This window comes from Sphingobacterium sp. UBA5639, assembly GCF_002421245.1.
Taxonomy (GTDB): domain Bacteria; phylum Bacteroidota; class Bacteroidia; order Sphingobacteriales; family Sphingobacteriaceae; genus Sphingobacterium; species Sphingobacterium multivorum.
Genome location: NZ_DIJR01000001.1, coordinates 117,004 through 130,404 on the forward strand (window position 1 = coordinate 117,004; position 13,401 = coordinate 130,404).

The 13,401-nt window shown below is 38.8% G+C and carries 13 protein-coding genes and 1 tRNA gene; 8 read left to right on the forward strand and 6 right to left on the reverse strand.

All coding sequences use genetic code 11. The features are described 5' to 3' along the window. Positions 1-264 precede the first annotated feature (264 nt). Both B4Z90_RS00550 and B4Z90_RS00555 read left to right on the forward strand, forming a co-directional pair. Positions 265-1,233, forward strand: coding sequence for an ROK family protein (locus tag B4Z90_RS00550; RefSeq protein WP_046675099.1), 969 nt, complete (start codon positions 265-267; stop codon positions 1,231-1,233). A 239-nt stretch (positions 1,234-1,472) separates the two neighbouring features. After that, positions 1,473-1,856 (forward strand): hypothetical protein, encoded by a 384-nt coding sequence (locus tag B4Z90_RS00555; RefSeq protein ID WP_115050136.1) that lies wholly within the window; start codon positions 1,473-1,475, stop codon positions 1,854-1,856. A gap of 134 nt (positions 1,857-1,990) precedes the next feature. On the opposite strand, the gene B4Z90_RS00560 is transcribed toward B4Z90_RS00555, so the two are convergent. The 4 genes from B4Z90_RS00560 to B4Z90_RS00575 form a co-directional block, all read right to left on the reverse strand. Continuing rightward, positions 1,991-2,072 (reverse strand) — tRNA-Leu (locus B4Z90_RS00560). Positions 2,073-2,266: 194 nt separating this feature from the next. Next, positions 2,267-3,325 (reverse strand): hypothetical protein, encoded by a 1,059-nt coding sequence (locus B4Z90_RS00565; RefSeq protein WP_115050138.1) that lies wholly within the window; start codon positions 3,323-3,325, stop codon positions 2,267-2,269. A gap of 179 nt (positions 3,326-3,504) precedes the next feature. Beyond that, positions 3,505-3,948 carry a hypothetical protein gene (locus B4Z90_RS00570; RefSeq protein WP_115050140.1) on the reverse strand — a complete coding sequence of 148 codons (444 nt, stop codon included), beginning with the start codon at positions 3,946-3,948 and terminating at the stop codon, positions 3,505-3,507. 147 nt (positions 3,949-4,095) lie between these two features. After that, positions 4,096-5,085, reverse strand: coding sequence for a preprotein translocase subunit SecD (locus B4Z90_RS00575; protein ID WP_286801162.1), 990 nt, complete (start codon positions 5,083-5,085; stop codon positions 4,096-4,098). Positions 5,086-5,524: 439 nt separating this feature from the next. On the opposite strand from B4Z90_RS00575, the gene B4Z90_RS00580 reads away from it, so the two are divergent. From B4Z90_RS00580 to B4Z90_RS00595, 4 genes are all read left to right on the forward strand, one after another. Beyond that, positions 5,525-5,845 carry a hypothetical protein gene (locus B4Z90_RS00580; RefSeq protein WP_147282069.1) on the forward strand — a complete coding sequence of 107 codons (321 nt, stop codon included), beginning with the start codon at positions 5,525-5,527 and terminating at the stop codon, positions 5,843-5,845. 285 nt (positions 5,846-6,130) lie between these two features. Beyond that, positions 6,131-6,478 (forward strand): RNA polymerase sigma factor, encoded by a 348-nt coding sequence (locus B4Z90_RS00585; RefSeq protein ID WP_236560259.1) that lies wholly within the window; start codon positions 6,131-6,133, stop codon positions 6,476-6,478. Between the two features lie 89 nt (positions 6,479-6,567). After that, complete coding sequence (locus B4Z90_RS00590; protein ID WP_236560258.1) at positions 6,568-6,696, forward strand: sigma factor-like helix-turn-helix DNA-binding protein; 129 nt, start codon at positions 6,568-6,570, stop codon at positions 6,694-6,696. A gap of 2 nt (positions 6,697-6,698) precedes the next feature. Further along, positions 6,699-7,535 carry an anti-sigma factor gene (locus B4Z90_RS00595; RefSeq protein WP_115050146.1) on the forward strand — a complete coding sequence of 279 codons (837 nt, stop codon included), beginning with the start codon at positions 6,699-6,701 and terminating at the stop codon, positions 7,533-7,535. A gap of 65 nt (positions 7,536-7,600) precedes the next feature. Here the strand turns inward: B4Z90_RS00595 and B4Z90_RS00600 are convergent, their stop codons facing one another. Together B4Z90_RS00600 and B4Z90_RS00605 are read right to left on the reverse strand one after the other, a co-directional pair. Next, complete coding sequence (locus B4Z90_RS00600) at positions 7,601-8,335, reverse strand: ferritin-like domain-containing protein (RefSeq protein ID WP_349681246.1); 735 nt, start codon at positions 8,333-8,335, stop codon at positions 7,601-7,603. Positions 8,336-8,455: 120 nt separating this feature from the next. Further along, positions 8,456-9,178 (reverse strand): ferritin-like domain-containing protein, encoded by a 723-nt coding sequence (locus B4Z90_RS00605; RefSeq protein ID WP_046675105.1) that lies wholly within the window; start codon positions 9,176-9,178, stop codon positions 8,456-8,458. Between the two features lie 443 nt (positions 9,179-9,621). On the opposite strand from B4Z90_RS00605, the gene B4Z90_RS00610 reads away from it, so the two are divergent. Together B4Z90_RS00610 and B4Z90_RS00615 are read left to right on the forward strand one after the other, a co-directional pair. Beyond that, positions 9,622-12,435, forward strand: coding sequence for a PAS domain S-box protein (locus B4Z90_RS00610; RefSeq protein WP_115050150.1), 2,814 nt, complete (start codon positions 9,622-9,624; stop codon positions 12,433-12,435). A gap of 225 nt (positions 12,436-12,660) precedes the next feature. Beyond that, entirely contained in the window at positions 12,661-13,395 is a 735-nt protein-coding gene (locus tag B4Z90_RS00615; protein ID WP_115050152.1) for an SDR family NAD(P)-dependent oxidoreductase, read from the forward strand. The last annotated feature ends 6 nt before the right edge of the window (positions 13,396-13,401 follow it).

The following is a 13,401-nucleotide window of genomic DNA, read 5'->3' on the forward strand; positions in this document are numbered from 1 at the left end:
AATCCATTTTTCATTTGGCTGAAATCCCGGGTGACCGGCAGATATCGTTGCCTGCTTTAGGTTGCTGATACTTTATTTTACCTCATATTTATCGGGTATTTAGCACATTTAAATTTTTTAAGTTAGGTTGATCTGGTGGTCGGTAGATCGGCTTTTCAAAGGGGATTAGCATGCTATTTATGGATAATTGTGAAGAAGATTTTGTTGATTCCTTATAAAATATTATCTTTTAGTAATTTTAGAACTTAGAAACACGGAAGAGAAATGTCATTAATAGATTTATCAAAACGCGTGGCGTTGGGAATAGATATCGGTGGAACCAATACAAAATTTGGTGTGGTCAATCATCGGGGCGAAGTACTTGAAAAAGGAAGCATAAAAACAGATGCTTATCAAACGGTGGAAGAGTTTATTGATGCGTTGTACGAGAAAGCTTATCCCTTAATTGAAGCATTTGGTGGTGAACAAAGCTTTGATGGAATTGGTGTCGGCGCGCCTGATGCTAATTATTACACTGGGACAATAGACCACGCTCCCAATCTCCCTTGGAAAGGTGTGATTCGATTTAGCGATTTAATGACGGCCAAATTTAAGATTCCCTGCACCATTACCAATGATGCAAATGCCGCTGCTTATGGTGAAATGCTTTTTGGTGCGGCACGCGGCATGAAAGATTTTATTATGATTACCTTAGGCACGGGCGTAGGAAGCGGCATAGTGGCCGGAGGGAAGCTTATTTATGGACACGATGGCTTTGCTGGCGAATTGGGCCATACCATTGTCAAACCAGGAGGACGAAAACATTGGAGTACGGGTTCTGAAGGAAGTTTAGAGGCTTATGCATCTGCTACAGGGATCACCATTACAGCCAAGAAAATGCGGGCCGAATTTCCGGAATCGATGTTGAATCAATTCCCTGAGGACGCGATCAATTCGAAGACAGTTCATGAATGTGCGCTCAAAGGGGATGCGATAGCCATTGAGGTATTTAGGTATACTGGGCAGAAACTGGGTGAAGCATTAGCAAATTTTGTGATGTTTTCTTCTCCTGAAGCAATTCTACTTTTTGGAGGAGTAATTAAGGCCGGTGATTTTATCTTAAAACCCGCGAAACTCCATATGGAAAGAAACCTTTTTCCTTTGTTTAGAAACAAAGTTAAACTGGTCTTTAGTGAATTGGAAGAGGCTGATGCTGCTATTCTTGGTGCAAGCGCATTGGTCTGGGAAAAATAATATATTGGTTTGTTCTCAAGGCAGAATTACCGCTTATCGGGACTGTTGTGTTTTGAGAACAACTTGGTTAAATCGCTAAAATACAACGGCACTTTCACAGAATATATATGATCTTGTTGTCGGGGATTTATGGAGAAATAACTGACCATTTAATTTATTATAGCGACTGTTATCTTTTTTTGAGAAGCTAAAGGCATAGTCTTTGCTAATAAGTTCTTTTAAACTTAACACTATTCCAAATGAAAAAGACCATTTTTCTCCTTCTGTTGCTGTGTACAGCTTTATTCTCAAAAGCAGATCAACTTCAGGCCTTGACACAAAAGCAAGCCGAAACGGCCGTTGCATACCTTAAAAAAGAACCCATCGTTATTTTATGGTGTAGCTGTTGTGATAATCAAATACCCAAAAAGATTACTGTTCAAGAAGTATATTTCAAGGCATATCCGGATGGAAAATATTATTCTGTGGTTGTAAAAGGACGGAATGAAAGTGGGGCCGAAGTAGAGGAATATGTAGACTTGGCTTATGTGTTCGTAAAAAAAGGTAAAAAAGCGAAAAGCTTAGGAAAAGTGTTGAAATATGAGTGTGACCCTTGTACAAAACCATTTGACTGGGCGGCTTAAATTCTTGACGCGACATATTATCGCTAATCTATTCTGTTTGCTTCAAGAAATTATACCCTCAATGGTGATAACTTAGCATCAAAAAGTACTGGTCAAAAAAAAATCCCAAGCTGAAAGCTTGGGATATTGATAAGTGCGGAAGAAGGGACTCGAACCCCCACGCCTTGCGGCGCCAGATCCTAAGTCTGGTGCGGCTACCAATTACGCCACTTCCGCATTAGGATTTCTTATGATGTCGCAAATATAAAAACCAAAGTGCTATCTTGCAAATCGATAAGCGAGATTCCTCCTCCTAAATACGGATCATCCTGTTTATGAATGGAATATTTTTCAATAGGATCCTTGTTTCTTTAATCATGTGATCAGCAGACGGCTTGTTTATCCAATTTTTTGATGAAATGCTTGCTGTCCTAATCAAGTTTTGTTAAGGCCTTTGAATTTCGTAACAAAAATACATATTGAAAGAAGTCTGTTGTATGATTCGTTTCAGCAGGTATGATATTTTCGCCAAAAAGCCGTGATTTTACAGTTATTAAATCTTGAGAAGTAGCATAAGGTGAATGTGCTGCATTGAGTTTAAATAACGATATACTATTTGGTCGACTTAATTCTTTTAGATCCTGAATGCCTTTCACGAGCATAAGTGGGCCATCTGCATTTACCCAATCTACTTTTTCATCTTCAGGGGTTGGAAATTGAGGATTCTTTGGAAGATACATTTCACTAGCAATGGTATAACTAACAAAGCTAGATACTTTATAGCCGCTACTTTTCAAGCGTGTAGCAAAAGGATCATTGGTTGCATCCTTTCCTTTTTGTAAAACATGAAAAAAACCAAATAGTCCATATAGTTTTTGACCATCAATATGGTGATTTTTAATATAATTTTCCAAATTTAACAGCATAGCTGAATCCCTGGATACGTCAGATTTATCCGCTGTAAAGCTTTTGTCTATGCCAATAACAGTGATTTTTGCCGAATCGGCAAGGTGGCGGTTATAATCATAAATTTCGACCCATTTTTGATATAGCTCTAAACTAGACTGTTGCGGGATACGTTTGCGAATGGAGCGAACCACATCTTTCAGTAGGGCGTTATCTTTTAGCGGCTTGGATAAAAAGCTGTTTAGTTTGTTGGCATTTGTACTATCCATCTCAGCAATGTAATATTTAACACCGAGCTTTTTGTTCAAATAAAATAACAGCTCTTTGTCCAACTTTTGATTGTCTGCGTAGCCATGAATTTCCCCGAGTAAAAAAATATCCGAATTATAGAAACTATTGTCGAATAGAGAATCTACAATACGATCCTTAATCTCCGTTTTATGAAGCTTGAGGTACGCTATATTTTCCGCGTTGGTATTTCCTATAAATATCCGATTGGAAATGAAAAAATAGAGGAATAATAGCCCAATAATAGCCAGTATAGAAAAAAATGTAATCTTAATAAATTTAAAAAACTTTTTCATAAATGAGGTTTTGCAAAGGTATTATTTTTCAAGGAATGAACCAATAAGTATCCATGCATATAATTAAAATATATGTATTGGTGTTTTTAAAAATTGGGTCATTCTTTAATAGAATTGGGTCATTTTTCAATGACTATTTCCATAGGACGATTGTTGGCGCACAGTGAACCGCTGCGGGCTTATTTTACAGTTTTTTGTACAATAACAGCGATTTTGTAGTTACCCCGTAGCGTTTGTGTCCCTTGTTCCTTGTTCGGATAAGGGGCGATATCCTGTAATGAAATGGTATATCCGTTGGTGTTGGCAGTTCTTTGGTAACCTCTATCCTGTAGGTCTATTGTTGCGAGCTTTATTGTCGTGGGTTTAGTTGCTTTCTCTACGATCTCAATTTCTGCTACTGCAACTCCAGACCAGATACAGTTGACGCCTTCAGGGCAACGGCTATCTTCTGAAATACCATTAAATTTGATCTTGATCGGATATTCTCGCAATGATTTTCTTTGCCCCTCAGCTAAGGATACACTTTCTCTCTCTGTTCTATTTCCAATATTTTCCTTTTGCGTTGCACAACCCGCTAGCGAACAGAATCCTAGCCCAATAATAATCGTTTTATAATTCATCATCTTCACCGAAATAAAACTAGTATAAATGTTATCCAGTTATCTAGTCATTACTACCAAAATTAAGCCATATTTAAGAAAACGTGCTAATCTTTCGACTCTTAATAGCGCTAAGCTCCCACTTGAATCATTGCTATGGATTTTGAGCGATTATTGCTGTGGTCCATTTTCATCATGATCTGGCTTTTCAGATTCTTCACAGCGCGAAAAAAATAGACTGGTAATTGACAGTTTTGATGGATCGAATTGTTCGTCTTTCAGAAGCAACAGATTCTGACGGATGTATTTATTTAAGTATCGATCGTCTTGCTCAGGATTGCCCGCAAAATAGGCCTCATTGTCTGATGCAAACTTACTTACATATCGATTGTTGACGGTATCCAAGACGTACTGTTCGAGGTCAGGATAAAATAGGGTATAATATGCGTTACTAAATATTGCTAGGGGGTCAATATAATTTGCCTGATCATAATCCTTCTTCATGGTCAATATTTCGTGCCAGTGTTCTTGATTTGAACCGTCTTGAATTTCTTTTAAAAAACCTCTTTCTCCACCGTAATTGGAGAGTCTGATGGCTAATTTATTCCCTTCAGCCAAATATAGGAAAGCGCTGAAATGTTGACGTGCACGTTGGGGTCTGTTATAAACAGCTATAAAATCATTGAATTTTTCTTCATTGCTATACTGAAAGACTTGATAAGTACTGTCATGTTCCATAAGCTGGTTTTGTACAATAAATTTAAGCGATTGAACCGGTTTGGATTCCTGATGAACAAAAGGGGGGCTGAAACAGTTTGCCTTGTCATTGAAAACCCGATGTGTACTGTCATTATCAAATTGTACATAGGTTTTACCTTCTTCAAAACCTGCCAAATTGATACAAGTACTGTCTGTGAAATTAGGCTTGTGACGCCCATACAGTTGAAATAAAGGGGCTTCATCTGGATAGAAAAGCAGGTAGTCTTTTTCAAAAACATAGAAGCCGAAAACAGATGTAGCATAACCATATAACAGAAATCTGCCATCTTCAAAAAGACAAATCCCGCTATTACCACCATACTGTCCACTGATGGTCTTTGCCTTATCTTTTCCGTTTGGAAAATAGTGCGTGACTTGCTGTGCTTTACTATTTGTTACCATAAGGATAAGACTAATTAAGCCTAGAATTTTTTTAATGAATGACGTGCTTTTACTTTCTTTCCGCATATCTTTTGTTATTTATCAAATTTAAACCATTGTAACACTGGTTCAATGGTGGTATTTACAATCCGTGCAGGCATTTTACGATTCGCCGAAACCTGTAATGGGGCAAACTAACACATATTCTTTCGCTTGGTAAATTAGCGGTTTTATCCGTCGTATTTTCAACTTACATTAACATCTTTTTTCCACCTATTAGAACAAAATATACCCCACTTAGACCGCTGGTTCGAATATCTTTGATTCTCGTCTGATGAACACTTCGCCTGCTTTGAATGTTCATGGAAATTTATGATGATTTTATTATAGCCAATAAGATAAATAGATGTCAACACTAACCCGTATAAATGCATATATGCATCTCAAAAAACATATTCGAATGAATGTAATTGCAGATCTTGATATGAGTATTTTCTATTTTAAGAAAAGACCTTTCATCGTGATGGATTTGTCAAATGAAAAGATATATTTCAATGATAGTGGATTAGAATGGTTGCGTTCAGAAAAACAAATAGTGCAGCCTGTTCAATGGACTCGGAGTAAGTATCTTCCCTCCAAAAATTGGGCAGGTATAACTGTACATAACGTAAAGAATGACTTGATTATTCAGCTAATTGACGAATTTTACTTGGCTACATGTGAAATGCTGTCGATAAATCCAATTTCCAAGGAAAATTCGTCCGACAAAATAAAGCTTTAGACAGATTTTAATAGATTTAAATGTGATTCGTCCTCCCAGGCGGAATCAAATCATGAAAAACTAGCATTGAAAATTAGAAATACAAAAAAGAGTAAATTAGTACGATATGGTGGAAGCAAATCATGCATTGCGTATTAAAATATAAATAATAATGAGGATTAACAGAAAATAGGCTAACTTATATTAGGTATTTTAACCCGTTTTATAGGTACTTTAACTTGTTTTGTAAGCTGCTTTTTTTTTAAATTTTTAATTTTCATCTTTAGCGTATTATAAACGTAAAATTTGAGTCCATTACACAACCTTTCTGAAGAAACATTGATTCTTTTATTGAAAAAAAAGAATCAACAGGCTTTTAGTTATCTTTATGATCACTATGCCGATGCACTCTTTGGTGTGGTTTGTCGTATCGTGGTCTCAACGGAGCATGCGGAAGAAGTCATCCAAGATGTATTCGTCAAAATTTGGCGATATATCGATGTTTTCGATGCAGAAAAAGGCCGCCTTTATACCTGGATGATTAACATTGCCCGCAATACAGCCCTCGATCATCGAAAATCAAAAGCTATCGTAAACGAGCAGAAAAACCAACCGCTCTCAAATATCGTAAATAGGGAGAAGAACAAGATCTAAGTCAGGGCGAACAACACACGAAAGCAGATTTTATTGGATTTAAAAATATTTTAGATAAATTGAAGCCGGAATGGCGAATCTTGATTGAGATGGCCTACTATGAAGGATATACACAACAAAAAATCGCTGAACAGCTTGATGTGCCGCTAGGAACAGTAAAAACACGTACCAGGGCAGCTTTTATACAATTACAACAATTACTAAAAGAGTACCGCTAGTTTTGGATATTAGAGCATACATATCGTCGGGGATTATTGAATCGTACGTTTTGGGACTTGCTTCTGAAGAGGAAGTGAGCATCTTGAATTGTATTCGAAAAAATAATAGCGAAGTGGAACAAGCCATCATCGAAGCAGAGATTGCACTCGAAGATTTGGCCGATAGCCAAGCGATAGAGATGCCTATGCAATTAAAACAGGATATATGGAATAAACTCATTGCAGAAAATCTAGTACCAAACGAAGATCATAAAATTGATGAAACATTAGTACCTTCTTCTACGGACCATAACGACGTAATTGTTATGGATACCGAAAAGAAAACGCTTGTTGCTCGATCATACAAGTGGACTATTGCTGCAAGCCTATTGTTAGCCGTTAGTATTGGTGCTAATATCTTCCTATATCAACGTAAACAAGATACAGCGAATAAGCTAAATCAGACGACGTCCTTACTTGATGCTGAGCAGGCAAAACTTGCTACCCTACAGGATAAATGGGCTCTCGTTCAAAATCCAGCAATAAAAACAATCCCTCTGAAGGGGGTAGAAACTAAACCCGATTACCTTGCTTTGGTATTCTGGGATCAAGTATCAAAGACGGTTTATCTGAGTATTGAGCACATGCCTGTTGCACCCAAAGGTAAGCAATATCAACTGTGGGCAATGGTCGATGGTCAACCTGTTAATGCCGGTGTTTTTCCACTTGACTTAAAAGGAGATACAGCAAGTAAGATGCTGGATATTCCAAAGGCCCAGGCTTTTGCTATTACCCTCGAAGATGAAGGCGGCAAAGATGTACCGACACTCACAGCATTATGTGTAATGGGGAGTATATAAAAAACAATGCCCTGATGGGATAAACCGATCAGGACATGCTAAAAACAGGTAAACTACGTCTTTTGTTAGGATTTTATAAAAAGACCTGCAATATTAAGTACAGCTTCTGCAGTTAGAGGTTCATCGAAAGACTGGGTTGCTGCATTGGTCGAAATTTTCCCCATGGCACCTGCCAATGTTGTAATATCCACTCCCGCTTGTGTTATATTATTTTCGCCTGCATATACCGGATCGACAACTGCGCCAATATCACTGTCGTTACTTCCTGTAATCCAAGGTTTTTGATTGGCAGCTCCACCTCCGCGAGCACGACGCATTTGGCGGATATGAGAGGCATGTCGTGCCTCAACAGAATGGATCTGAAGCGCCGCAGTCAGTACAACACGATTGCCGAGTAAAATTCCCGCTTGCCCTTTATAAGCTCTTAGCCCGGTGTCTTCAAATGCTTGTGCGATAGCTAAAAATGTGTCGTAGTCACTGAAAACATTGCCGAAAGTCCCCCCAGCGGTGAAATCAAAGGTTGGCTTTGAAACAGCTTTATTGCCTAATACCTGTTTAAGAAAATTCACATGTGCAATTTCATGGTCACGAATGGTGGTTATCGCACCGAGTGGTTTACCTGTGGGGATAAGACCTGCTTTGGCAACAGCCATAGTGTAGTATTCTGCTTCGAGATATTCCAAAGTCAACGCATAGTTGAGTACTCCATTGACATCTGTGGGAGCCGTAGCACCATAAGCTTTTTTAAAGAGCTCACCTATCATAAAGGGCAGGGCAGCCAAAGTTATTTTTTTGCTCATTGAAGCCAAACTTTTAATTGCTTCGCGACGGGGGCTGATGCGATCGCTGAATTCAGGATCTACAGCATTTATTTGTTCAAAAACGTTTAAGAGATTCATGATAATCAGTTTTTAGGTGAATTAATAAGTTGGTAGATCGCTCACATCAATCTTGGATTTAATAAATGGCGCTGCGGCACTAAGGACAACGCTTGGACTCTTTGCGACATCAAGACCATTTGAATCCACTACTTCCTGATTGGCAAAGCTACCATTGTCGATCATATCCCTGACCCAGGCGGCATGTCTAGCTTCAACAGACACGATCTTGCCAGCCAACAGTAAATAATTGACATCTTTTATTAACCATCCAGCACCATTGTAGGCCGAAACGCCAAGATCTTCAAATGTTTTTGCTGTTGCCAGTACCGTTTCGCGACTGCTGAAATTGATACCGCCTAAATTAAATTCAAGACTTGAAATGGCTTTGGCCCCTAGGGCTACCTTGAAAAACTCACGATGAGCAATTTCATGATCACGGATATCCGTAAAAAAAGTTTTTTCCATGTCCGTCATGCCACTATAGGGGTTGTTGACTAGCTGGATATAAAATGCAGCTTCAAGTTGTTCAAGTGCATAGGCATAATTTAGGATGGCAATGTCGCCGCTACCAAAGTACATGCCCTTACCACCGTTATCCATGCCATCATCGTGGTCTTTTTTGCAACTCGACATACCCAGGATGGCTAATGTAGCAGCACTGGCTCCTGCATATTTTAAAAAATCTCTTCGTCTGAGATCTCTTTTGTCCATGTCACTATTGGAGTTCAATAGTGTTTCGTTGTGGGAGGTTATCTTTTCCATAACAAAAGTCTTTTAGTTTATAATTTTTTTCTGTACTTATACCCATTTACGACTTTTTGGAAAGCTTGGATTTCATAAATTCTTTTTTTTTTAAAATATATTTTTGGCATTGAAAAACCGATATAATCTTCTCCCTTTTGGGAACCGAAGGCAGCACGGCGCTTATTATCGGTGATCTTTTAATCTAATAGTTTGTTTTTTATTTAAAACTATTTTAACACAGCGGTGTTCATGATTATATTTTATCATGCTATTACCGCTGGTTTTCTACTTTTTACGATAGACTAAGAAAAGTTAAAACCAAATCGATATTAATTGGGCATTGGAATGATTCAAATCAATCGTTAAAGATTAGTGAAATATTATTTGTACGTTAGCGCATGCTATACATTTGGACCTATAAAGACTTCGAAGATAAAATTATTAACAATACAGGCTTTTGAATGAACGCTAAATTATCGCCAAAGAATGAATCAGATCGGATACGCGTGTTGCATGAATACGAAATTTTAAACACAGCAGCCGAGGAAGAGTTTGACCGCATTACGAAAATTGCATCACTAGTCTGCGGTACACCCATCTCATTGATTTCACTAGTGGATAAGGATATGCAGTGGTTTAAATCGCGGGTTGGCTTGGAGATAGACGAAACAACGCGCGATGTTTCTTTTTGCCAATATACGCTGGAAGAAGATCAGCTGATGGAAGTTGAGGACGCCAAAAAAGACGATCGCTTCAAATCGAATGAACTCGTTACCTTAGAACCAAACATTCGCTATTATGCTGGATTAGCATTAATCGATCCCAACGGATATGCCTTAGGGGCCTTATGTGTTATTGATCGTGTTCCAAGGCAGCTCGATCAGCATCAAAAAGAGATCCTAACCCTTCTTCGGGATGAGGTTGTCGCGCTTATTGTCAACAGAAAAGAAAAAGAAAAGTATAAAGAAAGTGAACAAAAACTGAAAGCATTTTTCGATAACTCTCAGGGACTTATGTGTACGCATGATCTGAAGGGCAATTTTATAGCCGTCAATGAAGCTGGAGCCAAGACTTTGGGCTATACACGGGAGGAGATTCAGTTACGATCACTTTTTGATATTGTCCCATCGGAGGGGCACAAGAATTTACAGGACTATCTGGGCGCAATTGTTCAACGCGGAACAATCAAAGGAGAAATGCGAACCTTGACACGCTCGGGTGAGACGCGTATCTGGATGTTTAATAATATTTTGCAGACCAATGGGAACAAAATACCCTATGTGATTGGCAATGCCGTGGATATTACGGAACAGCATTTTCTAGAAAAGGAACTGAAGCATGCCCAAGCAACATTGATGCGGACTGGAAGGGTAGCTAGAATTGGAAGCTGGGAATATACGCCTGCTGATGGGAAGATTGTTTGGTCCGAAATTACGCGAGAAATTCATGAAGTACCCGAAGACTATGAAACAGAGCTAACAACTGCGTTACAGTTCTATAAAGCGGGATCAAGTAGGAATAAAATACGGACTGCCATTGAACATGCACTCGCTACGGGAGAAGCTTGGGATTTGGAGCTTGAGATTGTCACCTTCGCTGGTCATGAACTGTGGATACGTGCATTGGGAAATGCTGATTTTGAAAATGGCCATTGCGTTCGTTTATACGGTACCTTTCAGGATATTGATAAGCGTAAACGCATCGAAGCAGAATCTTCGAATTCAAAAAAACTGCTTTCAGAAGTATTGGATGCAACCTCCGCTGTAGCTATTATCGCGACCGATACGACTGGTGTAGTCACATTGTTTAATACAGGAGCGGAAAACCTTTTGGGATACCGCAGTGAAGAGGTCATTGGGAAATTGGGGCTTGAACATTTTCATTTGAAAGAGGAGCTCGTGTTGAGAGCTAAGGAACTGGAAGTTGAATTAGGACGTTCGGTAGATAAACTTCGTTTCTTTGTAGATATGGCAGAGCTGCATGGTGCTGAACAGCGAGAGTGGACCTATTGTCGAAAAGATGGATCTAGATTGTATGTTTCCTTAGCCGTTACATTTATTCGGGATATTAACGAAAATGTTATCGGTTATCTTGCGATTGCAACTGATATTAGCAGGATTATTCATCAACGGGAAGAGCTGGAAAAGGCGAAATTAGTAGCTGAACAGGCAAGTGCAGCAAAATCACAATTTTTGGCAAATATGAGCCATGAGCTTCGTACACCTTTGAATGGGATTGTTGGCTTTACCGATTTGTTGCTTGGGACAGCACTTGAAGATACTCAACGGGAATATCTGAGTATCGTTGATCAATCAGCCAATTTATTGCTTGGAATTGTAAACGACATTCTAGATTTCTCTAAAATTGAGGCTGGCAAACTAGAACTGGACGTTGAACAGACGGATCTTCAGGACTTGGTTATTCAACTGACAAACTTTCTCAATATGCAGATCAAAGCCAAAAATTTAGAGTTTTATCTGAATATCGCGGCCGATGTGCCACATTATATTTGGGTTGATGCCCTCCGTATCAAGCAAGTATTGATGAATTTATTGAGCAACGCCACAAAATTTACCGAGAAGGGAACTATTGAACTCAGCATTACAGTAGAATCACATGATGCCACCCAGGCTGTTCTGTGCTTTAGCGTCAAAGATACAGGCATAGGTATCAAAGAGGACAATGTGGAACGGATATTTGATGCATTCACACAGGAAGATAACTCGATGACTAAACGTTATGGGGGAACTGGCCTTGGACTAACAATATCGAATAAATTGCTTAAAATGATGGGCAGTGAATTGAAATTGGAGAGTACCTTTGGTGCCGGTAGTCGTTTCTTTTTCACTATTAATGTTCCCGCCGTTTGGGAAATTAATGCGTGGGATGAATTAAAAAAAATAAAGGATGTACTAATTGTTGCAGAGGAAGAGTCGGAGCGAAATGATTTGGATCGGATGTTATCGTTAAAGAAGATTAATACCGTGCATGCAAAAACTGGATTTGAGGTATTACAGATATTAAAAAAGGGACATCATTTTGATGCAATTTTGATCGATCATCAATTGCCTATCATCAGCGGTATTGAAACGATACAGAATATTCGTGAAAAAAATTTCGATAACAATACTGAGCCGACCATTATTCCTATTTTTAGTTCGAATCAGCAGGATATAGAACAGCTATGTCATTCCGTGGCCATAAGTAGATGGTTAGTCAAACCCTTTACGCCGGAGGAGCTGTATACAGCTTTAGTAAAGGTGAACGTTTCTTAGTTTGAAGTAAGCTCTCAAAGTTGCATGAGCCGTATTTACGACCTAAGTTATCCATTTATGCACAGTTAATAGGTTCTCTTGATAGGGCGATGATGAAGTGTCTGATTTCCTTTGAATATGATTTTTGATTTCTAGCGTATCAAGAGCATGTTTATTATCGCAAGTTTCGGATTTTACAGCATTATCTTTCTGGATAGCTTTGTGTTGGATAATAAATAAAACACCATGCAAATTTTTAAAGATAAAGTCATCCTGATTACAGGGGCTAATAGAGGGATAGGAAAGTCACTGGTAAGTGCATTGCTCAATAACGGTGCAGGGAAGATATATGCAACCTGCCGGGATTTAAAAAATATGCCAGCATTCAACGATCATCGAATCGTACCGCTGCAACTAGATATTACCGATGTTAAACAAGTAGAAATGAGTGTGCTAGCAGCCCCAGATACTGAGATTCTGATTAACAATGCAGGAACCTTAAATCCAGGGAATATGCTACAAGGAGAAGTATTGGCGATGGAAAATGATCTGAAGGTAAATTATTTTGGAACAATAAACATGATGCGTGCATTTGCTCCAATTCTGATAAAGAATAGGCCATCTATCATGATCAACATTGTTTCGATTGCCGCCTATTCGCCTTTACCTTCTATTGCTGGGTACGCTGCTTCCAAAGCAGCACTTTATTCTGCTACACAATCTGTTCGAATTGAACTGGCTAAAAAGGATGTGACAGTATATGCTGTTAATCCGGGAGCAATTGATACCGATATGAACAAGGGAAGTGATTGGGATATGCCAGATCCAGATCGTATCGCAATAAAGATAGTAGAAAGTGTCGCAGCCGGAAACCTCGATATAGTCCCGGATGAAATGGGACAAGGTATGTATGCCGCATGGCGAGAAGAGCCTGCGAAATTATCAAAAATATTTTCTGATCTCTATCATCAAGAAAATTAGATGTTC

Excerpts from the sequence above, each read along its gene's own strand:
- B4Z90_RS00550 (WP_046675099.1), top strand. The coding sequence starts at position 265 with ATGTCATTAATAGATTTATCAAAACGCGTGGCGTTGGGAATAGATATC.
- B4Z90_RS00555 (WP_115050136.1), top strand. The coding sequence starts at position 1,473 with ATGAAAAAGACCATTTTTCTCCTTCTGTTGCTGTGTACAGCTTTATTC.
- B4Z90_RS00565 (WP_115050138.1), bottom strand. The coding sequence starts at position 3,325 with ATGAAAAAGTTTTTTAAATTTATTAAGATTACATTTTTTTCTATACTG.
- B4Z90_RS00570 (WP_115050140.1), bottom strand. The coding sequence starts at position 3,948 with ATGATGAATTATAAAACGATTATTATTGGGCTAGGATTCTGTTCGCTA.
- B4Z90_RS00575 (WP_286801162.1), bottom strand. The coding sequence starts at position 5,085 with ATGGTAACAAATAGTAAAGCACAGCAAGTCACGCACTATTTTCCAAAC.
- B4Z90_RS00580 (WP_147282069.1), top strand. The coding sequence starts at position 5,525 with ATGAATGTAATTGCAGATCTTGATATGAGTATTTTCTATTTTAAGAAA.
- B4Z90_RS00590 (WP_236560258.1), top strand. The coding sequence starts at position 6,568 with ATGGCCTACTATGAAGGATATACACAACAAAAAATCGCTGAACAGCTT.
- B4Z90_RS00600 (WP_349681246.1), bottom strand. The coding sequence starts at position 8,335 with ATGAGCAAAAAAATAACTTTGGCTGCCCTGCCCTTTATGATAGGTGAG.
- B4Z90_RS00605 (WP_046675105.1), bottom strand. The coding sequence starts at position 9,178 with ATGGAAAAGATAACCTCCCACAACGAAACACTATTGAACTCCAATAGT.
- B4Z90_RS00610 (WP_115050150.1), top strand. The coding sequence starts at position 9,622 with ATGAACGCTAAATTATCGCCAAAGAATGAATCAGATCGGATACGCGTG.
- B4Z90_RS00615 (WP_115050152.1), top strand. The coding sequence starts at position 12,661 with ATGCAAATTTTTAAAGATAAAGTCATCCTGATTACAGGGGCTAATAGA.